Genomic DNA, 21,197 nt, shown 5'->3' with positions numbered 1-21,197 from the left:
ATGAATTCAGCAACAACAAAAGGAAAATTATTAGTATTCTCTGCACCATCTGGTTCAGGAAAAACAACCATAGTAAGATACTTATTAGGAAAAGAAGATTTAAACTTAGAGTTTTCTATTTCTTGTACAACTCGCGAGCCTAGAGGAGAAGAAATTCATGGTACAGATTACTATTTTATTTCGTGGGAAGAATTCAAAAAACACATTAAAGCGGAAGATTTTGTAGAATGGGAAGAGGTTTATACGGATAATTTCTATGGAACTTTACAAAACGAAGTAGAACGAATTTGGGCATTAGGGAAACATGTTATTTTTGATATTGATGTTGCTGGTGGATTACGAATCAAAAGTAAATTTCCTGAAGAAACTTTAGCGGTTTTTGTAAAACCACCAAGTGTGGATGAGTTGAAAAGAAGGTTAAAATTACGTTCTACAGAAAGTGAAGACAAAATTAATATGCGTATCGCAAAGGCTTCAGTTGAGTTAGCAACAGCTCCACAATTTGATAAAATTATTAAAAACTACGATTTAGATACAGCTAAAGAAGAAGCATATCAACTAGTAAAAGAATTTGTTGCTAAGAAGTAATTACTAAATTTATGAAAATCGGATTGTATTTTGGAACATTTAACCCTATTCATATTGGCCATTTAATTATTGCCAATCATATGGCGGAGCATTCTGATTTAGATCAAATTTGGATGGTTGTAACGCCTCATAATCCGCACAAAAAGAAAAACACCCTTTTAGATGATTACCATCGTTTAGAAATGGTGCATTTGGCCACAGAAAACTTCCCGAAAATTCAACCTTCTGATATTGAATTTAAGTTAACCCAACCTAATTACACTGTAAACACGTTAGCGCATTTACAAGAGAAATTTCCGAAATATAAATTTTCTTTAATTATGGGAGAAGACAATTTGAATTCGCTTCACAAATGGAAAAACTACGAAGTAATTTTAAATAACCATAATATTTATGTCTATCCTAGACTGAATTCGGGTGAATTAGACGAACAATTTGTAAATCATCCTAAAATTCATAGAGTTGGCGCTCCGGTTATTGAATTGTCATCTACTTTTATTCGCGAAAGCATTAAAAACGACAAAAATGTTGCGCCAATGCTTCCTAATAAAGTTTGGGAATATGTAGAGCATAACTTGTTTTATAAGAAATGATTTATTCCGAGATAAAAGATTTAAGATCTCCTATTACTTCCTCTAAAATAGAATTTATTGTGTCATTTTTTCGAGCCAATAAATAAACTGCTGTTGAAGGCATTTTTGAACTATTCCAAACCAATTGAATTTTATTGTCTCTTAAATATTTTTTGGCATTAATATCCCAAACGATAGAAACTCCAGAGTTTTCAGCCAAAGTAGCTAACATTTCCGTTTCAGAAGGAATAATATAATTAGAAACCATTGAAGGTCTTTTTTTATCAAAAACATGCAACCAAAATAGTTTTACATGCGGAATTCTAGCGTCGAAATTATACCATTTTTGCTGGTTTAACCAAGTTTCAATAGTATTGTAGTTTTGATTTTTAATTTCTTTCTTAACTGTTTTTAAATCTAAATCATTACTCGCAACAACTATTTGTTTGATTTCTCCTAGTTCTTTTTGAACTGTATCAAAAGTTTCAAATTTATTGGTTACAATTGCAAAATCTATCTTTTTGTCATTTACTAGACTAAATAGTTCCTCGCTTTCACCGTAAGTAAAATCTATAAAATCAAACTTTGAAATTAGTTTTGTTCCAATGCTTGCAAATAAATGTTTTGAAATTCCAACAGAAACCAACTTATTAGCGTTAAATGCTTTCTCGCGAAAACCATTTTCTACACTTTCTAATCTATCTAAAGCTTCTATAATTAGATTATTCAGTAACTTAGCGTATTCTGTTGGTTCTACACCTTTAGATTTTCTATTAAACAATTTATAACCTACATGTGCTTCTAACATAGCTATTTGCTGACTAACAGCTGGTTGGCTTATGAATAATTCTTTTGCTGCAAGTGAAAAATTGCCGTTTTTATAAACAGATTTAAACGTTCTATACCATTCTAAATTTACCATTGTTATAAATTTATTTATGACAAACATAATTTAAATTATTTTTACTAATATCATTTAAGTCGTAAATTTGTAAAAAATAAAAAGATCATGAAGAAAATAGCATTATTTACCATTATGGCAACTTTCTTAAGTTGTAAAGAAAAAATACAAGAAACAGAAACAGTTATTGAACCCGTAAAAACGGAAACTATGAAAAAAGTATTATTTGTTTTAACCAGTCATGATAAACTAGGAAATACAGGAGAAAAAACAGGATTTTGGATTGAAGAGTTTGCCGCTCCATATTATGAATTAATTGACCAAGGAATTGAAGTAACTATAGCTTCTCCATTAGGTGGACAACCACCAATTGACCCTAAGAGTTCTGAACCAAGTTCAGCAACTGATGACACAAAGAGATTTGACGGTGATTCAGCTTTACAAGAAAAATTAGCAAACACAGTTAAATTAGCGAACATAGATCAAGCAGATTATGATGCAGTATTTTATCCAGGTGGACACGGACCATTATGGGATTTAGTATCTGATAAAAATTCTATATCTTTAATCGAATCTTTTTACACAAACAACAAACCTATTGCATTTGTATGTCATGCACCAGCAGTTTTAAAAGATGTAAAAGTGAACGGAGAATATTTAGTTAAAGGTAAAAAAGTAACAGGTTTCACAAACGATGAGGAAGCTGCTGTTGGTTTAACTAAAGTAGTTCCGTTTTTACTAGAAGATGCATTAAAAGCAAATGGAGCAATCTATAGCAAAGGAGAAAACTGGGCGCCTTATGCTGTTGAAGATGGCTTATTGATTACAGGTCAAAACCCAGCTTCTTCTAAATTAGTAGCGCAAAAACTATTAGTACAATTAAAAAAATAAAAAATGAACAATTTCGAATTATACAACCCCGTAAATTATGTCTTTGGAAAAGGACAAATTGAACAATTAAAAGACTTGGTTCCTTCAAACACAAAAATTCTAATCGCTTATGGCGGTGGAAGTATTTTTAAAAATGGAGTTTACGACCAAGTGAAAACTGCATTAGCAACGCAATTTGAAGAAAATAATATTGTTGAATTTGGCGGAATTGAACCAAATCCACGTTATGAAACGTTGATGAAAGCGGTTGAAATTATCCGTGAACAAAAAATCGGGTTTGTTTTAGCTGTTGGTGGTGGAAGTGTTATTGATGGAGTGAAATTTATTTCTGCAGCAGTAAATTATGAAGGAGATGCCGCTGAAATTTTAAGAAATAGAATTCTTTTCAAAGAAGGCGCAAACGTTATTCCTTTTGGAACAGTATTAACTTTACCAGCAACAGGTTCAGAAATGAATTCAGGTGCAGTTGTTACTATTGCTGCTACACAAGAAAAATTAACTTTAGGTGGAAGTGCTTTATTTCCTAAATTCTCTATTGTTGACCCAACTGTAATTACATCTTTACCAAAAAGACAATTGCAAAATGGTGTTGTGGATGCATTTACACACACAATGGAGCAGTATTTGACTTATAAGCACGATGCTATTTTACAAGATAGAATTGCAGAAAGCATTTTACAGACTTTAGTAGAAATTGGACCTAGCGTAGTGGAAAACCCAACAGACTATAAATTGGCTTCTAATTTCGTTTGGTGCGCTACAATGGCTTTAAATGGGCTTTTAAGCAAAGGTGTTCCTTCAGATTGGGCAACACATATGATTGGGCACGAATTAACTGCTATGTACGAAATTGATCACGCTAGAACATTAGCAATCATTGGTCCAAACTTGTATAGAGTGGTGTTTGAAACGAAGAAAGAAAAATTAGCACAATATGGAAAACGTGTTTGGAATATTCAAGAAGGTTCAACAGAAGAAATTGCAGAAAAAGCAATTGAGAAAACAGTTGAATTCTTCCACACAATGGGAATGAAAACAAAACTATCTGAAAACACTGATGATTTTGCTAAGACGGCTGACTTTATCGTGAATCGTTTTGAAGAAAGAGGCTGGAAAGCTTTAGGTGAAAAACAAAATATTACACCAGAAAAAGTAAGAGAAATTGTAGAAATGAGTTATTAATTCAACCCATTAATTTCAACAAAAAAGCGTTTAAAAAAATATTTTTTAAACGCTTTTTTTATAACTTTAAATAATAACCTACATTATTTAAAAAGAAGTTGAAACAATTAATACAATAACGTCCTAATAAAAATTAAATTGTTTGGATTATAAAATTTAACACTTTTAAGTAGTTAGCTTTCAATCATTTTTTAAAATTGAAACTAATTCTTTACCTTTGAATTTCCTAAAAATGGAACTATAATGGAAAAAAATCCGAAATTTGCAGTTATTGGCGGAGGAAGTTGGGCTACTGCTATTGCGAAAATGTTGTGTGAAAATCAAAATGAAATTGCATGGTACATGAGAAATACTTATGCGGTTGAGCATATTAAACATCAATACCATAATCCCAATTACTTAAGTTCAGTAGAATTTGATATAAAAAAATTAAAACTTACAAATGATATTAATGAAGCTGTTGCATATGCCGATTATATCATTTTTGCTATTCCATCTGCTTTTTTAAGTGGGGAATTAGAAAGTTTAACCGAAAGTTTAGAAGGAAAAGTAATTTTTTCTGCAATTAAAGGAATTGTTCCTGAGACAAGTTTAATTGTAGGTGAACACTTTCATCAAAAATACAACGTACCCTATGAAAATATTGGTGTTTTAACCGGTCCATGTCATGCTGAGGAAGTTGCCATGGAACGATTATCGTACTTAACTTTAGCTTGTGGAGATAAAGAAAAGGCCAAGTTAATGGCTAAAAATGTAAGTTCAGATTATATTAAAACCAAAACTTCTGATGATATTATAGGGACGGAATATGCAGCAATGTTAAAAAACATTTATGCTATTTCTGCAGGTATTGCACATGGTTTAGGTTATGGAGATAACTTTCAATCGGTTTTAATGAGTAATGGAATTCGCGAAATGAAGAAATTCATTAAAAAAGTCCATAAAATGAAACGTAACATTAATGATTCGGCCTATTTAGGCGATTTATTAGTGACTGGTTATTCTGTTTTTTCTAGAAATAGAATGTTTGGAAACATGATCGGTAAAGGATATACAGTTAAATCTGCACAAATGGAAATGAGCATGGTTGCTGAAGGATATTATGCAACTAAAAGTGCTTATTTACTAAATCAAAAACACAAAGCTAAAACTCCAATTATAGATGCTGTTTACGCTATTCTATATGAAGGAAAAGAGCCAAAAGCTGTATTTAAAAAACTAGCAGATAAATTAGATTAAAATTTTAATAGATTTGTCGTCATATACAAAAACAGACTTAATTATTTGAATTTCAAAAAGTTAGCCTGTTTTTTAATTTTAAAACATTACTGCAAATTTCTGATTATCAGATTGTTAAAACTGTTTCTCTTGGAGAAAAAATCATGTAGTAAATTTGCAAAAAAGTAATCCATGGACCATTTAATAAATCATCCCTTCATTTTAGGTGTTTTCAGCATCATAATCATTGCAATGTTGCTGCTAGATTTAGGTGTTTTAAACAAAAAAAGTCATGTTATATCTAATAGAGAAGCAGCAATTTGGTCTGTAACTTGGATTACATTAGCAATGGGTTTTAGTGGAATTATCTATTACTATTTAGGCGCTGAACAATTCATGCAGTTTCAAGGAGCTTATTGGATAGAAAAAGCACTTTCCGTAGATAACCTTTTTGTATTCATATTGGTTTTTGGCTATTTTAACGTGGCCAAATCAGCCCAACACAAAGTGTTATTTTGGGGAGTTCTTGGAGCATTATTTTTTAGAGCTATTTTCATTTTTACAGGTGTTTGGATTTTGAATTACACATATTTACCTGAAATGGAACTTTTTGGTCATCTTGTAAAAATCAATTACTTATTAACCATTTTTGGAGTTATTTTAATTGTTGCTGGGTTAAAATCGTGGTTCAGTCATAGTGAAGATGATGGAGACAAAGATTTTTCTAATAGTGCTGGTTCAAAATTAGTTCACAAAATATTTAAAGTGAGTCCGAATTTTGATGGTGACAAGTTTTTCACTTTTCAAAACGGAATAAAAATGGCAACTCCTTTATTAGTTGTCGTAGTCATTGTAGAATTTACTGATTTGCTTTTTGCAGTAGACAGTATTCCTGCTATTTTTGCTATCGCACCAGATGATCCATTCATTTTATACACTTCAAATATATTTGCCATTTTAGGGCTTCGTTCGCTTTATTTTCTTTTAGCCAACTTCATGTATATGTTTAGTCGTTTACATTACGGATTAGCGCTTATTTTAGGCTTTATAGGTGTAAAAATGATTGCAGCACCGTTCTTCCATGTTTCATCAATGGTTTCTCTTGGAGTTGTAGGTGGGATTTTGGTTATTTCAATTGTTTGGTCGTTACTCATTCCTTTTAAAGAATAAGGTTTATAAAAAACTATTCAAAATAAACGTTTGGATTATCTGTTATTTTTAAATCAAGAATGTACTTTTTAAAAGTTGTTTTCTTTTTGTTGTCCCATTTTTTTATTGATGGATCACTAAGCTCTTTTAAAACTATTTTATTTAGAGCTTCTTTTTCCATTCCTTCTTTATGGCCACTTTCAAAACCTTTCAAATCATCTAAATGGTTTATCCAAAATTGAAAAAATCCGTTTTCAGTAGTATGTACAACTTGTTTTAAAACAATATAACTTTTCTTGGTTATTAGCTCTTCTTCCTTAAAAGATTCAAAAAGTTCTTGAGTAACTTTATTTAATAATTTCTCGTTTTCAGTTACAACTAAAAAATCGGCATAAGCATATAAGGTTCTTACAGAACGATCACCAGCATCATATTTCGCTTTCAATCCCGAAGAATTATAATCAGACAGTGTTGCTTTTTTTCCTTCATTAACAATTGATGCTGCATCAGTATTTACTCCTGTATGATGCAAGAAATTTTTATTTTTATCAAAATACAAAAGTACGGGTAAACTTTCAAAATGAAGATTAGCATTTTTAATAAAAACATTATCTTCAACTGACAATGAATCGTTTGTATTCATGGCATAATTGATGAATTTCTTATTGTAGTATGTGTACACAAGAGAATCATTTTTCAGCAAATCACCTAAACGTTTACAAACCGAACATTCTGAACTATAATACTCTATAAAAACAGGTTTGTTTTGTTCTTTAGCTTTTTTAAAAGCTTCAAAAAGAGTAGGTTCAAAGACAACTTGTGCATTACCTAAAGTAGCCGTAAAAAGCAAAAACAAAAGAAACCTTTTCATAAATACATTTTTAATTACACCTAACAAAAATCAAACCAAAACATTCTATTTAACTGTTACCTCATCAATAAAAATAAACGCATCTCCGTTTGATGGAAAACCTTGGTGCCATTCTGGAAGTTTTCCAAAATTAGTTGCAATTACTTTTACAAACCTTGCTTTTTGTGATTTAAACTTTAAATCAAATGATTTTATCACAGTTTCATATTCTTTTGGATCAACTGAATTCTCAACCGTTCCCGCTTTTGTAAACTTGATGTTATCATCTGAAATGTAATACTCTACTTTAGTTGGCATTAAGATCCACGAACGTGTGTCTTGTAAATAATTTGAACTTATTTTAGAAATGATTTTCGTTTCCTTAAGGTCAATTACTGCTTCAAAATCTTGGTATTGATACCCTTGCCATTCACCTTTTCTCCAGTTTTCATTTCCAAAAATTCCGTCAATTAAACCTTCTGTTCCACCTGCATGGTATTGCGAATTGTATTTTGATTTAATTTCAATGGTATAGTCGTTAGGTTTTTTGAAGAATTGGGCAGAAATGATGTTGCTTTTCTCTTTATTCTTGTTTTCAGAAAAAGCATAAAACATCGTTGATTCTGAAATTTCAATAGGAGAAACATATTCCTTAAAATCATTTCCATTCGTAAAAGAATAAAATATATTTTGCTCTTTTTGTGCTTTTAATTCTACAGACATTTTGTTTTTAAACGACTTACTTTCCGCTTCAATTACTGGAACTGGTATTATTTCAGTATATGAAAGAATTTCATAATCTTCATTATACGCTTCGTTTTCAAAATTCATTTCAAAACCAAAATCTGTCAAAACATTTTGAAATGGTTCATTTATTTTTCTTTGTTTATCTTCACCTTTAACAACTATTTTATCAAAATTAGGCTTAACAGTTTCCCAATAACCTCCTATTCCTGGCGTTACTGCATAAATTCCCATCGAACTCAACACATACCAAGCACTCATTTGTCCGCAGTCTTCGTTTCCTATTAAACCATCAGGTGAGTTTTTATAAAATTCGTTTAAGATGTAATGAACTTTTTCTTTTGTTTTTTCTGGCTTCCCAACATAATTATACAAATACGCCATGTGATGACTTGGCTCGTTTCCGTGTGCATATTGTCCAATTAAACCTGTAACATCTACTTGTTCACGACCAGTGGTTTTACTTTCACTGTTGAACATTTCATCTAGTTTGGCTTCAAACTTTTCCTTTCCGCCATAAGCGTCAATCATTCCTTCAATATCTTGAGGAACGAAAAATGTGTATTGCCAAGCATTACCTTCTGTGTAATTATTATTTACTTCTTTAGCATCAAACGGTTTGTCCCAACCTCCGTTTTTCTTTGGTCTAATAAACCCTGTTTCCCAATCGAAAAGGTTTTTCCAGCTTTGAGAACGTTTCATAAAATAGTCGTAATCTTCTTGTTTGTTTAAAATTTGAGCCATTTGCGCAATACACCAATCGTCATAAGCATATTCTAGTGTTTTGGAAACACTTTCATGGTCGTCGTCTATAGAAATAAATCCATTTTTCTTATAGGCTTCTAAGCCTAAAACATCACGCATTGCAGAAGCTTTACTAGCTTCAAAGGCTTTTTCATAATCAAAACCTTTAATTCCTTTTGCCATTGCATCGGCAATTACAGAAACCGAATGGTAGCCAATCATACAATCGGTTTCATTAGAAGCTAATTCCCAAACCGGTAATCTGCCAACTTGTTCGTATTGCTTTATGAACGTATTGATGTAATCTGAAGTTCGTTTTTTATCAATCAACGTATACAATGGATGCGCTGCTCTAAATGTATCCCAAAGCGAAAAAACGGTGTAATAATCAAATCCTTCCGCGGTGTGAATTTGATTATCTCGACCACGATATTTCCCGTCTAAATCTTGAGCAATATTAGGTTGCATCATCGTATGATATAATGCGGTATAGAAAATCGCCAACTTGTCTTTATCTTCAGAAGTGATTTCTATTTTAGATAATTCTTTATTCCAAAGTGCTTCTGCTGCTTTCTTTGCTTTTTCAAAATCCCAATGCTTAATTTCGGAACTGTTTAGTTTTGCTCCTTCATAACTTGTTGGCGAAAGGGAAACTTTTACCAAGATTTTTTCTCCTTTTTTTACTGCTTTGAAGAAGCTTAAAGCAAGTTCCGTTCCATGATAATCTCCATTTACACCTTTAAAATTCATTTTTTCTTTGGAAATTTTCATTGGAACATTAAACTCAATTCGTGCATAGACATATTGATTTTGAGCCCAAGCTTCGCTTCTTCTTAAAACCTCAATAGTGGTTGGACTAACAATTCTAACTTCTCCTTCCAGCAATTTATCTCGATGATTCAGATCTAAAATTATATTGGCTAAACCACTTTTATTAAAAGTATATTCATGAAAACCAACGCGTGTTGAAGTCGTCAAACGGACATCGATATCGTGTTTGTCTAATTTTACAGAATAAAAACCTACTGAGGCTTTTTCGTTAGTATGCGAAAATGTAGAAGAATACACTTTATTATCAAATGAAGATTCGCCCATTATTGGCATCAACATAATGTCACCATAATCAGAAACTCCGGTTCCGTTTAAATGCGTGTGCGAAAATCCATAAATTAAATTATCTGAATAATGATAACCCGAACAACCGTGCCAACTTCCATCAATACGAGTATCTGGTGAAAGTTGTACCATTCCATATGGAGTTGTTGCGCCGGGAAAAGTATGTCCGTGACCACCAGTTCCTATAAATGGGTTTACGTGTTTCGCAAAATCTTGTGCAAACGATGCGCTTGCTATGAAAAGTAGAGATAAAAAAAAATTCCTCATGCTATAGTTTATAATAAGCTATAAAATTGAGGAATTTATATGATTTTAGCAATTCTATTTTCTTAATTAGCTTCCTAAAATACCTTGTTTATTTACAACTGGTAGATCTATTTTTACTTTTTCGCTTATTGCATTTGCTTTGAAAATAAATTTTTTATCAAACATCTTATTATCTATAAAGTAAGATAATAAAAACTCGTTGTTTAATTGCAGTACGTTGTTTTCAAGAAATTCAATTCTTACTGCTGATTGAGATTCTACTTTTGCAAAAGCGTGTCTTAAAGACATTGTGTTTCTTTGTTCCCCATCAATTAAACCATAAGCACGAGAAACAATCATAGCCATTTCTAATGGCTCATTTGTAGCGTTTAACAAATATGCATACCAACAATTTTCTTGAAAATCATCGCTCCATTCTTGTATGGCAACAATATGTACGTTTTCTACTTTTGGGATAACTATATCTGCTTTCATTTTAGATACTTGACTTAAATTGTTGCAAGAAACGCACATCATTTTCAAAAAACATTCTAATATCGCCTATTTGATGCAAAAGCATTGCTATACGCTCAACTCCCATACCAAATGCAAACCCTGAATATTCTTCTGGATTGATTCCGCAATTTTTTAAAACATTTGGGTCAACCATTCCGCAACCACCAATTTCCAACCAACCTGTACCTTTTGTAATTCTATAATCGGTTTCTGTCTTTAAACCCCAATAAATATCAATTTCAGCACTTGGTTCTGTAAATGGAAAATAAGAAGGTCTTAGACGTATTTTTGACTTTCCGAACATTTCTTTCGTAAAGTGTAATAACGTTTGTTTTAAATCGGCAAACGATACGTCTTTATCAATATATAAACCTTCTACTTGATGAAAAATACAATGTGAACGAGCAGAAATTGCTTCATTACGGAAAACTCTACCTGGAGAAATAGTTCTAATAGGCGGTTTGTTATTTTCCATGTAACGCACTTGAACTGATGATGTGTGTGTACGCAATAACGTATCTGGATTCGTTTGAATAAAGAAAGTATCTTGCATATCACGCGCTGGGTGATATTCTGGCAAATTTAAAGCCGTAAAATTATGCCAATCGTCTTCAATTTCTGGACCTTCAGAAACGTTGAAACCCACATTTGAAAAGATATCGATAATTTGGTTTTTTACTAGTGAAATTGGATGACGAGAACCTAAATTTAATGGATGTCCTGGACGTGTTAAGTCGCCATAAATTCCTTTAGAATCTTCTTTGCTTTCTATTTGATCTTGTAAAGACGCAACTTTTTCTTCGGCAGAAGTTTTCAACTGATTGATTACTTGTCCGAATTCCTTTTTCATTTCGTTTGGAACATTTTTAAATTCAGCAAATAAGTCTTTTAAAAGACCTTTGCTTCCTAAAAATTTAATTCTAAACTCCTCAATTTTTTCTTTATTATCGGCTTGAAAAGCGTTTACTTCTTCAATGTGTTTTTTAATCTGATCAATCATCGTTCTTGCTTATAAAGGTGCAAATTTAATCTTTTTTACTGATTAGTTAAAAGTGATTACTAATTAGTTTTATTAATAGTCAATTAGTCTATTAATTCTTTTTCCATAAAATAACTTACAATGGCGTCTTTCATTAAGATAGATTGTTCTCCTGCTTTTAATGGTGGCAATTCTTCTTTTACTGCATAATGAGGCCAACCTTCGTTATCGAAATATTCAAATTCATAGTAGCCATAAGGTTCTAAAACTCTACATATTGCAATATGCATTAAGTTTATTTTTTCATCCTTTTTAAACTCATTATTGAATTTTCCTAATTCTTGAACTCCAATTAAATATATAATAGCGTCTAGGTCTAATACATCGCCATCGGCAAATTTATCAGAAAGTAATTTTACTACTTTATCCCATCGTTCTTTTAGTTGTTCGTCTCTTGACATGATTGAAATTTAGAAGTTAGAAATTTCTTCTGCTAACTTAATTTTGGCAAAGATAACAACTGAAAACTTGACTTTCTATAATTCTTTTATCTTTGTTTTTTTTCAAAGACAAAATAGATGAGTTTTATTGATATTATTTTTGCTGCATTATTAGCTTACGCCATTTACAAAGGGTTAAAAAACGGACTTTTCGTTGAGATTGCTTCGCTTCTTGCTTTAGTAGTTGGGATTTTTGTAGCCATAAAATTTTCGCACATTGTAAGGGCTGTTATAGAAACAAAAGTAAGTTGGGATCCAAAATACATAGAAATAACGGCTTTTGCTTTAACTTTTATTGCTGTTGTAATTGTAATTCATCTTTCGGCTAAATTGCTGACTAAAATTGTAGATTTTGCCTATTTAGGCTGGATTAACCGCTTAGCAGGCGCAGGGTTTAGTGTTTTAAAAACCATATTAGCTTTGAGTATTGTTATTTTATTGTTTGAAAAAATCAACTTAAACAACATGTTGGCAAAACAAGAAACGCTTGACGAATCTATTTTTTACAACCCTACAAAAGAAATTTCTGCATTTGTATATCCACAAATTGAAGAATGGTATGAAGGGTTAAGTGAGAAGGAATTAGAGAATGTTGAGCAAGAAGAAAATAATTAGTAATTAGATTAAAACTTATTACAAAAAAACAAAATGCATCAAATAAAACTTAAAATAATATTTATCCAGTTTTTTGGTTCTATTTTTCTAATTCAAGGAATCCAAAATATATACTTTTCGATTCAGAACAATAAATTTAATTGTTTAATAGAGTATTTTGAAAACCCAAAATGTGAATGTATTAATGAACTTAACTTAAAAAATCATATTGGTGATTTTATGGCAAATGTTTATTTGTGGTTTTTCTATGGGTTTTTAATTAGTATACTGATTTTTGGATACATTAACTGGAAAAAAAATAGACATCTATTTAATACCATTATCACCATCACTTTATTATTTATTTTATTCCCATTAAAGTTTTTTAGAAATGAATATATTAGTTTTTCTTTTAGGCAAGTTGGTTGCTTATTTACAAATGATTTTGGAATTCAGAATCTTATTGGTGGAATTACTTATTCAATAATTGGAAGTTTTATTTTGTGGAAAAGCTATAGAAATTATTAATAATAACTTCTATTTCAACTCCTTAATCGCGTCTTTTTCAATCCAACCTTGCGTTTTATCAGTCAATTGGATTTTTTTCCAATTGTCTAACGACTCCAAAACAAATACTTTTGTTCCTTCGTGTAAAACCAGCACATCATCTGAGCTGTTTTTAGGCTCCGCTTTTACATTTACAGCCGAACTGAATACAATTGCAGGTTTTGTTTTTGAAGCGTTTTGTTTTTGTAAAAAAGCTGCTGAAACAGCTGTGCATATTCCAACTAAAAACACAAACATTGCAGTAAAAAATATTCTTTTGATTAATGTTGTATTCCCAAAATAATAACCTAAAAAAGTCAGTAAAAACAGCATCGACATTATAACTGCTGCCCAAGCCCATGAATCGTAATGCCATGTGTTTATAAAGCCATAAATAGCTTTTGTAAAACCAATTTCTGGTACAACTTTAATGTCGTCAATGGCTTTTTTTTGGGCAAATTCTAAATTGGTTTTCACAACCTCATCATTTGGGTTGAACAATAGCGCTTTTTCAAAATTATAAATCGCTGGAGCTACTTTATCTAGTTTGTAATAACAGTTTCCTAAATTGAAATACAATTCAGCAGATTCTACTTTTAAACTCGTATTTATGAACTCATATTTAGTTGCAGCTGCTTCGTAATTTTCTTTTTTATACAATTCATTGGCATTTGCAAATGCTTTGCTTACTTCGTCAGATTCGTTTGCAAAAACAACTGTTGAAAGTAAAATAAAAACAATGCTTTTTAGTATAGTCTTCATATTAAAGTTGTTTTGAAAGTTCAGAAATTATTTCAACGGCTTTGTCATAATCTTTTTGCATTGCTACATCAGATGAAGGCGTATAACGAGCAAACTCACAATCGTTCATTAATTGCATAAATTGTTCTACATCATTTTCATTTGCTTGTTTTTCGCGCAGCATTTCTTGAATGTTTTCTTTACTCATTTCTGAAGTTTCAATGTATAATTTTGCCTTCAAAAAATTGTGTAACGCTTTTTCCATTGCCATATAAAACGGCACTTTATTACCCATTTGTTTTTTAGCATCTGATAAGAATTTTTTAGCCAAACGATTGTTTCTTTTTACCCTGTTACCAAAAACATCTGCATCAATAGCTTCTTTTTTCTTCTTCGCCAAAATGACAATTGGTATTAAAAGCAAAGGCGCAAATAACAATGTGTAAAACAAATTAGATCCTAAGAAATCTTTTTTAGTAACCGATTCAAAATTAGAATTCAGTTTGATAAACTGGAACACGTTATTTTTAATGACTTCTTTTTTATTTGACGCAATAGGGCTTGAAGTTGCTGTAAAATTTGGATTATCTAAAACATCAATGGTAATTTCTTCAGAAGTAATTGTTTTATAAGTCTTTGAACCTAAATCAAAATAACTGAATTGTATAGGTTGAATTGTATATTTTCCTTTAAACTGAGGGACAATTGTATATGTATCTGAGATTTTTCCGTTCATTCCAGATAAAGGTGTTTTTACTTCTTCTTTATGTTGTGGGTCAAAAACTTCAAAAGCACTTGGGAATTCTGTTTTTGGTAAATCAAATAATTTTAGATTTCCATTACCCGAAACTGCAATTTCTAAGTCAAAAGATTCGCCTGTTTTTAACTTTGTTTTTGATGGTTTTACTTTAAACAAAAAGTTGCCAACCGCACCTGTAAAGTCAGCTGGCTTACCATTTTCAGGAAGTGGTTTTACATTTATTGTTTTTGAACCAGCAGTAACTGTTTTAGGAACCGATTCAATTACAATTCTTGAAAGAGGCCCAAACCTTTTTCGCATTTGCATTTCAATATCCATACTCAATGAAAGCGGCTCTATTAATTGGGTACCTTTTTCTAAAGGGTATAAAACAACTTTCTTTAAAATCAACATTTTATATTCTTTTCCTTGGTAATTGACAGTTTGTGGCTGAAGCTGTTGAAGTTCAAGTTCTTGATTCCAAAATCCATTGTATTTTGGAGTTTTAACTTCTCGCATGTTTGCAACACCAAAAGCAGGGTTAACGAGTATTTTATAAACAACAGTTAAAGGTTCGTTTAAGTAAGGGTTAGAATTAGAAACCTCTGCAATTAAATGAACTCCGTTTTCAGCTAAATAACTCGGGTCGTTTGTGTCTTTAGGTACTTCAACAGCATCAGTTATATTAATTGTTAGTGGGTTTGATTTATATATTTTATCCTCAAACTCAAACTCTGCTGGGTTTATAAAAAATTTACCTTTTTTCTTAGCTACTAAATAATAGACAAATTGTGTTTGAAGTATTCTTTTTGTAATGAGCCTACCATTAACGAACTCAATTGAAGAAGCACCTCCTTTATTCATCATTGGGCCTTGAACATTGAAATCAGAAAAATTTGGAGGAACAAAATTATCTGCTTCATTATTAATAGTGAAAGAAATAACAAATCGTTCGTTTAGAGAATAGGAATCTTTTTGTGTTGCAGCTTCAAATTTTACTTCTTGAGCTAAACACATTAATGGAAAAAACAATAAGGCTAATATTTTTTTCATTTTACCAATCTTTCTCGTTTGTTGCGGGACTCGTTTTTACTTTTTTAGCATTTATTTTATCCTGAATTTTTTGTTCAGAGTTGTTTACTGCATTCAGTAAATTTTCTATTTGTTGCTTGTTAGCTCCAGAAGGTTTTGGATTTGGTTGCTCTTTTTTATCATCATCACCTTTGTCACCTTTATCCTTTTTATCGTCACCGTTTTTTTTATCGTCTTTCTTGTCTTTGCCTTCGTCCTTTTTATCTTGATCTTTCTTATCCTTATCTTTTTGGTCTTTGTCTTTTTTATCTTTATCCTTGTCTTTGTCTTTTTTCTTATCGTCTTTTGGCGGGTTTTCTTTTTGTTTTTTCTTTGCTAAAGCATAATTATATCGTGTTTCGTCATCAAGTGGATTGTTGCGTAATGCGTTTTTATAAGCATCAACTGCTCCTTGATAATTTTTTTCCAACATAAATGTGTTTCCCAAATTATGGTATGCTTTATGTTTTTCTTCTTTCGTTTTTGCAACCTCAACAGCTGAAGCAAATTTATATTTTGCTTCTGAAGGCTGATTTTGACGGTAAATACTATTTCCTAAATTATAGTTTGCAACTGCTTTTTTGTCTGCGTTATTAGATTGTGAAACTCTTAAATTAGATTCGGATTTTACGTATTCCTTTCCTTCAAAAGCAGTTGTACCTTCGTATAAATTTTGATCTTTATTTTGACCAAAAATTAATGATGTAATAAATAAAACTAAAGCTACTGTTATCTTTTCCATCTTACTTCTTGTTGAATAAATTTAGTTTTTGAACCCAAGCTGTTTTCTTCTCAAAGAAGAAAACATCAATCATGATTAAGAAAAAAGCAAATGCTAAAAACCATTGATATTGCGTTTGATATTCGGCAATTTGTTCTGTTTCAAATTCCGTTTTTTCAATATTATCCATTGCATTTTTCAATCTTTCTAATGCTTCTTTAGTATTATTACCTGCAATATAACCTCCATTTGTGCTTTTAGCTATATTTTCTAAAATTTCTGTATTTAATTTGGTAATTACCGTTTCCCCTTTGCTGTCTTTTTTATATTCTGAAAGTGAACCACTTTTGTTTTTAATTGGAATTGGCCCACCATTTTCAGTACCTACCCCAATAGTTATAATCTTTATTCCTTTTTCTTTGGCTAATTCACTTCCCACTTGAGAATCAGCGCCATGATCTTCTCCATCTGAAACTAAAATAATTAATTTACTCGTATCGATAGCGTCAAAATAAGTTTCTGATAATCGGATAGCATCGTTTAATGCAGTTCCTTGAGAAGAAACCATATTAGTATTCATGTTTTGCAAATACATTTTTGCAATACTATAATCGGTTGTCATTGGCAACACAGGATATGCGCTGCCAGCATAGCCAACAATTCCTACTCTATCATTTCCTAATGTACTAATGATATTAGAAATTAATTGTTTTGATTTTTCTAAACGATTAGGGGCAATATCTTCGGCCAACATACTTTTGGAAATATCCAAAGCGAAAACAATATCAATTCCTTGACGTTTTACTGTTTCCATTTTAGTTCCAATTTTTGGGTTAACCAAAGCAATAATTATAGCAACTAAAGCAAGTGATAAGGTTACAAATTTTAAAACAGGCTTAAAACCAGAAGTTTCTGGGCTTAATCTTTTAACCAATTCTAAATCGCCAAATTCTGCTCTTTTTTTTCTTCTCCAAAATAATTGAAACAAGAAAACCACTACTAATAATGGAATTATTAATAAAAGGTATAAATATTGTGGATTTTCTAATTGGTGATACATTGTTTCAATTTCTAATTTAAACTAAACCTTTGAAAAGGGTGTTTTTTAAAAGCACCTCAACAAATAATAAGATTAATGCAAGCCAAACAAGTGGTTGGTATTTTTCATCATAGTTGAAGTATTTTTTTTCTTCAACTTCTGTTTTTTCTAGTTTATTAATTTCGGTATAAATTTCTTTTAATTTAGCATTACTTGTTGCTCTAAAGTACTTCCCGTCGGTAGTTTTTGCGATTTCTTTCATTAACTTTTCGTCAATTTCTACTTTCATGTTTTGGTACAAAAACTTACCATTTGGCGCTTTCGCATAAGGAAAAGGAGCCATTCCGTTAGTTCCAATTCCAATGGTGTACACTTTAATTCCGTATTCTTTAGCAATATCAGCGGCCATTCTTGGATCAATCGTTCCTGAATTGTTTACTCCATCGGTCAATAAAATAATAATTCTGCTTTTCGCTTTACTGTCTTTTATTCTATTAATTGCAGTAGCTAAACCCACGCCAATTCCTGTTCCATCAGCAATTATAGAATCATCATAATCAATCGTTTTTAACGACTGAAGAATTACTGTTTTATCAGAAGTAACTGGTGTTCTGGTATAACTTTCTCCTGCATAAACTACTAAACCAATTCGGTCGTTACTTCTGTCTTCTACAAATTCGGCAGCTACTCTTTTTAAAGCTTCTAAGCGATTTGGTTTTAAATCTTTGGCCAACATACTTCCTGAAACGTCAATTGCCATAACAATATCAATTCCTTTTGTAGTTCTCGATTTTGAAGAAACATCTACGCTTCTTGGTCTTGCCAAAGCAACTATTATGGCACTTAAAGCTAATAATCGTAAAACGAATAATAAAGGTTGCATTTTAGCAATTAATGTTGTGCTTCCTTTGAATGATTTTGTTGAACTTATTTTAAGAGTTGCGCGCTGTTTTTTATGTGTAAACCAATACCAAGCCATTGCAATTGGAAGAGCCAAAAACAACCAAAAAAATTCAGGATGTAAAAATGTTATGTTCTTCATTACTGTACTGCTTTTCTTAACTCAATTGATTCTACAATTCGTTTCATTATTTCTGCTGCATTCTCATCTTCAAGTTTGTGAACTAATGTTAACTCTTGAATACCTGTTCCTTGTGAAAAGACTAAAATAGAATAGTACATTTTTATGTCTTCTTTAGAAATAGGATCAAGAACTGTAAATGTTCCTTCAGATTTTTTACCTGTCAACCCTTTTGGATCGTCATAATCGCCTGTGTTTACAATTACGTTTTGTGCTCCAAAAGATTCTAATTGTTTTAATTTCTGTTCTAATACCATATCCAAAGAACCTTGAACTGAGTCTTTAAAAGATGTGGTACTTAAAACAACTGAAAAATTGTCTAACAAACTTCCGTAAAAGAATGTGCTTGTAGCCTTTATGTTTTCTGGTAAATTGTTTTGAATACGAGCATCGTTATTTCTTGTCAAAGATTTTGGAGTTGAAATAATTATTGCAGGATCACCATAATCTGATGTTACCCATTCGTCCTTTAACATTGATTTTGTGCTGTGACCAATTATATTTTCTCTTAAGAAGTCCATTCCTTTGGTTACACCCAAGAACACCAATATCATAGTTAATATTATACCTACTAATGTTAAAGGAATGAAAATACGTTGTAACTTTTGAGAGCGTTCTTTTTTACGTTTTAATTCTTCTGTAAATAAGTTTTCTGTTTCCTCTTCTGTTCTTGGAATCGCTTTATCTAAAGAAATTAAAAAAGTATTAATGGTGTTTTTATCATTCTCAATTTCGAAATCTAATGGTTTTGACTTTGCGAATTTCACCAAGTCAGATGTTGCCATTACATTTTTAAATTTATCTAAAGTATCTCTGCTAATTTTTATATTTCTTTGACGAACTACAATTTTTAATGCCTCAAATAATTCACTCGAAGTGCTTTCCATTGCTGGAATTTCAATTACTTCTTCAATGTAATTTCGAGTAATATCTGTAAGTTCAGAATAATAGCCTTTTGTTTCACCATTTTGCCAAAGTGTTTTCTTTTCTAAAGCCTCTAATTGAGCAATTGCTTTTTCAATTGGCGATGCAAATAAAATAGCTTCTTCTTCGTTCTTTTTATTTTGTTTTTTCTTTATAAAATAATAAGCTCCATAACCTATTACTGCCAAAAAAATTAAAATCAAAATAAGATATAACCACCAATAAATTGCAGGTTTTTCTACTTTAATAATCGGTTTAATATCAAACATTTGTTGCTTAATAGTATCTACAACAACATCGTTTACTATTACAGCAAAAGAATCGGTTCTAAATGTTTTACTATTGATTAACACTGCTAATTTAGGAAGCACATAGCGGCCAGAATCAAATTGTGTTAAGCCGTATTTTTTTATTAATTGTAATTTATCGTTTGATTTTATTGAATCTACAGGATATGATTCTAATACCTCTAATGCACCCAGAAATTTTCCGTCAGGGAAAGTAACTTTATCTGTTTTAGAGACATTAGCTTTAATAGTTAGATTAAACTGTGATCCTATTTTTATTTGAGTTGAATCGACAGAAGAAGTAATCGATTGTGCATTTACAAACGATGAAATAAATAAAAAATATAGAAGTATTCTTTTTAACATTTTAATTCCTTGCTTTAAAATAACCTAATAATTTGGTCACGTAACTTTCATCAACCCTTAAACTTAATACACCTGCGCCTGATTTTGAAAACACATCTGCAAAGTGTTTTACATCTTCAGCATATTCTTTTGCATAAGCAGCACGAACGCTTCTTGAACTTGTATCGACCAACATTGTTTCTCCAGATTCTGCATCGAGCATATTAACAATTCCTAAATTTGGAATAGACTCTTCTCGATTATCATAGACTCTAATTCCGGTTAAATCATGTTTTCTAGCAGCAATTTTTAAAGTTTTTTCATAATCGTTCACCATAAAATCTGAAATTAAAAACACAATGGCTTTCTTTTTCATTATGCTCGATAAAAACTTTAAGGCTTGTGCTAAATCGGTTTTTCTGCTTTTTGGTTGGAACTCTATTAATTCTCTAATAATGCGTAACACGTGATGTTTTCCTTTTTTAGGTGGAATAAACAATTCTATTTGGTCTGAAAATAAAATCAAACCCACTTTATCATTATTTTGTGTAGATGAAAAAGCTAAAGTTGCAGCAATTTCAGTAATAATTTCGTTTTTGAATTGGTTTTTAGTTCCAAAAATTTCCGAACCACTACAGTCTACCATTAGCATCATGGTTAATTCACGTTCTTCTTCAAAAACCTTTACATAAGGCTCGTTTGTTCTTGCGGTAACGTTCCAATCAATAGCTTTTACATCGTCCCCGTATTGGTATTGGCGCACTTCAGAAAACGTCATTCCACGACCTTTAAAAGACGTATGATATTCTCCCGAAAAGATATGATCGCTCAATCTTCGGGTTTTGATTTCAATTTTTCGAACTTTTTTAAGAATTTCTTTAGTATCCATTTTTTTAGTAATTAGTGATTAGTA

General features: G+C 31.2%; 21 protein-coding genes. 8 read left to right on the top strand and 13 right to left on the bottom strand.

Annotated elements, in window-relative coordinates:
• Both gmk and nadD read left to right on the top strand, forming a co-directional pair.
• Complete coding sequence (gene gmk, locus UXY25_RS01875; RefSeq protein WP_320814305.1) at positions 1–588, top strand: guanylate kinase; 588 nt, start codon at positions 1–3, stop codon at positions 586–588.
• A gap of 11 nt (positions 589–599) precedes the next feature.
• Positions 600–1,181 (top strand): nicotinate (nicotinamide) nucleotide adenylyltransferase, encoded by a 582-nt coding sequence (gene nadD / locus UXY25_RS01870; RefSeq protein WP_320814304.1) that lies wholly within the window; start codon positions 600–602, stop codon positions 1,179–1,181.
• Position 1,182: 1 nt separating this feature from the next.
• On the opposite strand, the gene UXY25_RS01865 is transcribed toward nadD, so the two are convergent.
• Positions 1,183–2,082: a LysR family transcriptional regulator gene (locus tag UXY25_RS01865; RefSeq protein WP_320814303.1), complete on the bottom strand. Its 900-nt coding sequence runs from the start codon at positions 2,080–2,082 to the stop codon at positions 1,183–1,185.
• An 87-nt stretch (positions 2,083–2,169) separates the two neighbouring features.
• On the opposite strand from UXY25_RS01865, the gene UXY25_RS01860 reads away from it, so the two are divergent.
• From UXY25_RS01860 to UXY25_RS01845, 4 genes are all read left to right on the top strand, one after another.
• Positions 2,170–2,952: a type 1 glutamine amidotransferase domain-containing protein gene (locus UXY25_RS01860; protein WP_320814302.1), complete on the top strand. Its 783-nt coding sequence runs from the start codon at positions 2,170–2,172 to the stop codon at positions 2,950–2,952.
• Between the two features lie 3 nt (positions 2,953–2,955).
• Positions 2,956–4,134: an iron-containing alcohol dehydrogenase gene (locus UXY25_RS01855; protein ID WP_320814301.1), complete on the top strand. Its 1,179-nt coding sequence runs from the start codon at positions 2,956–2,958 to the stop codon at positions 4,132–4,134.
• Between the two features lie 243 nt (positions 4,135–4,377).
• Positions 4,378–5,373 carry an NAD(P)H-dependent glycerol-3-phosphate dehydrogenase gene (locus UXY25_RS01850; RefSeq protein WP_320814300.1) on the top strand — a complete coding sequence of 332 codons (996 nt, stop codon included), beginning with the start codon at positions 4,378–4,380 and terminating at the stop codon, positions 5,371–5,373.
• Between the two features lie 171 nt (positions 5,374–5,544).
• Positions 5,545–6,522: a TerC/Alx family metal homeostasis membrane protein gene (locus UXY25_RS01845; RefSeq protein WP_320814299.1), complete on the top strand. Its 978-nt coding sequence runs from the start codon at positions 5,545–5,547 to the stop codon at positions 6,520–6,522.
• Positions 6,523–6,535: 13 nt separating this feature from the next.
• Here UXY25_RS01845 and UXY25_RS01840 read toward each other — a convergent pair whose 3' ends face one another.
• The 5 genes from UXY25_RS01840 to UXY25_RS01820 all read right to left on the bottom strand — a co-directional run bounded on the left by UXY25_RS01840 (position 6,536) and on the right by UXY25_RS01820 (position 12,157).
• A complete protein-coding gene (locus UXY25_RS01840; RefSeq protein WP_320814298.1) occupies positions 6,536–7,372 on the bottom strand; it encodes a thioredoxin family protein in 837 nt (278 codons plus the stop codon).
• A 45-nt stretch (positions 7,373–7,417) separates the two neighbouring features.
• On the bottom strand, positions 7,418–10,222 hold the full coding sequence (locus UXY25_RS01835) for a GH92 family glycosyl hydrolase (RefSeq protein ID WP_320814297.1): 2,805 nt from the start codon (positions 10,220–10,222) through the stop codon (positions 7,418–7,420).
• Between the two features lie 66 nt (positions 10,223–10,288).
• A complete protein-coding gene (locus tag UXY25_RS01830) occupies positions 10,289–10,696 on the bottom strand; it encodes a hypothetical protein (RefSeq protein ID WP_320814296.1) in 408 nt (135 codons plus the stop codon).
• A 1-nt stretch (position 10,697) separates the two neighbouring features.
• Positions 10,698–11,717: a phenylalanine--tRNA ligase subunit alpha gene (gene pheS / locus UXY25_RS01825; protein ID WP_320814295.1), complete on the bottom strand. Its 1,020-nt coding sequence runs from the start codon at positions 11,715–11,717 to the stop codon at positions 10,698–10,700.
• 83 nt (positions 11,718–11,800) lie between these two features.
• Positions 11,801–12,157 carry a hypothetical protein gene (locus UXY25_RS01820; protein ID WP_320814294.1) on the bottom strand — a complete coding sequence of 119 codons (357 nt, stop codon included), beginning with the start codon at positions 12,155–12,157 and terminating at the stop codon, positions 11,801–11,803.
• A 117-nt stretch (positions 12,158–12,274) separates the two neighbouring features.
• On the opposite strand from UXY25_RS01820, the gene UXY25_RS01815 reads away from it, so the two are divergent.
• Positions 12,275–12,811, top strand: a complete 537-nt coding sequence (locus UXY25_RS01815) for a CvpA family protein (RefSeq protein WP_320814293.1) — start codon at positions 12,275–12,277, stop codon at positions 12,809–12,811.
• A 33-nt stretch (positions 12,812–12,844) separates the two neighbouring features.
• Complete coding sequence (locus UXY25_RS01810; RefSeq protein ID WP_320814292.1) at positions 12,845–13,318, top strand: hypothetical protein; 474 nt, start codon at positions 12,845–12,847, stop codon at positions 13,316–13,318.
• 9 nt (positions 13,319–13,327) lie between these two features.
• Here the strand turns inward: UXY25_RS01810 and UXY25_RS01805 are convergent, their stop codons facing one another.
• The 7 genes from UXY25_RS01805 to UXY25_RS01775 are packed head-to-tail and all read right to left on the bottom strand — an operon-like array spanning position 13,328 to position 21,173.
• The gene (locus UXY25_RS01805; protein ID WP_320814291.1) at positions 13,328–14,098 is read right to left on the bottom strand and encodes a tetratricopeptide repeat protein; all 771 of its coding nucleotides are present in this window, start codon (positions 14,096–14,098) and stop codon (positions 13,328–13,330) included.
• 1 nt (position 14,099) lies between these two features.
• The gene (locus tag UXY25_RS01800) at positions 14,100–15,869 is read right to left on the bottom strand and encodes a BatD family protein (protein ID WP_320814290.1); all 1,770 of its coding nucleotides are present in this window, start codon (positions 15,867–15,869) and stop codon (positions 14,100–14,102) included.
• A gap of 1 nt (position 15,870) precedes the next feature.
• Positions 15,871–16,629: a tetratricopeptide repeat protein gene (locus UXY25_RS01795; RefSeq protein WP_320814289.1), complete on the bottom strand. Its 759-nt coding sequence runs from the start codon at positions 16,627–16,629 to the stop codon at positions 15,871–15,873.
• 1 nt (position 16,630) lies between these two features.
• On the bottom strand, positions 16,631–17,668 hold the full coding sequence (locus UXY25_RS01790) for a VWA domain-containing protein (protein ID WP_320814288.1): 1,038 nt from the start codon (positions 17,666–17,668) through the stop codon (positions 16,631–16,633).
• Between the two features lie 16 nt (positions 17,669–17,684).
• Positions 17,685–18,689: a VWA domain-containing protein gene (locus tag UXY25_RS01785; protein ID WP_320814287.1), complete on the bottom strand. Its 1,005-nt coding sequence runs from the start codon at positions 18,687–18,689 to the stop codon at positions 17,685–17,687.
• A complete protein-coding gene (locus tag UXY25_RS01780) occupies positions 18,689–20,305 on the bottom strand; it encodes a hypothetical protein (RefSeq protein ID WP_320814286.1) in 1,617 nt (538 codons plus the stop codon). Before UXY25_RS01780 ends, UXY25_RS01785 begins: the two co-directional genes overlap by 1 nt.
• A gap of 1 nt (position 20,306) precedes the next feature.
• The gene (locus UXY25_RS01775) at positions 20,307–21,173 is read right to left on the bottom strand and encodes a DUF58 domain-containing protein (RefSeq protein ID WP_320814285.1); all 867 of its coding nucleotides are present in this window, start codon (positions 21,171–21,173) and stop codon (positions 20,307–20,309) included.
• Positions 21,174–21,197 lie beyond the last annotated feature (24 nt).

This window comes from Flavobacterium sp., from assembly GCF_034111225.1.
Taxonomy (GTDB): Bacteria; Bacteroidota; Bacteroidia; order Flavobacteriales; family Flavobacteriaceae; genus Flavobacterium.
Note: the sequence above shows the minus strand (reverse complement) of the source record. Positions and strands in the feature narration are given on the sequence as shown.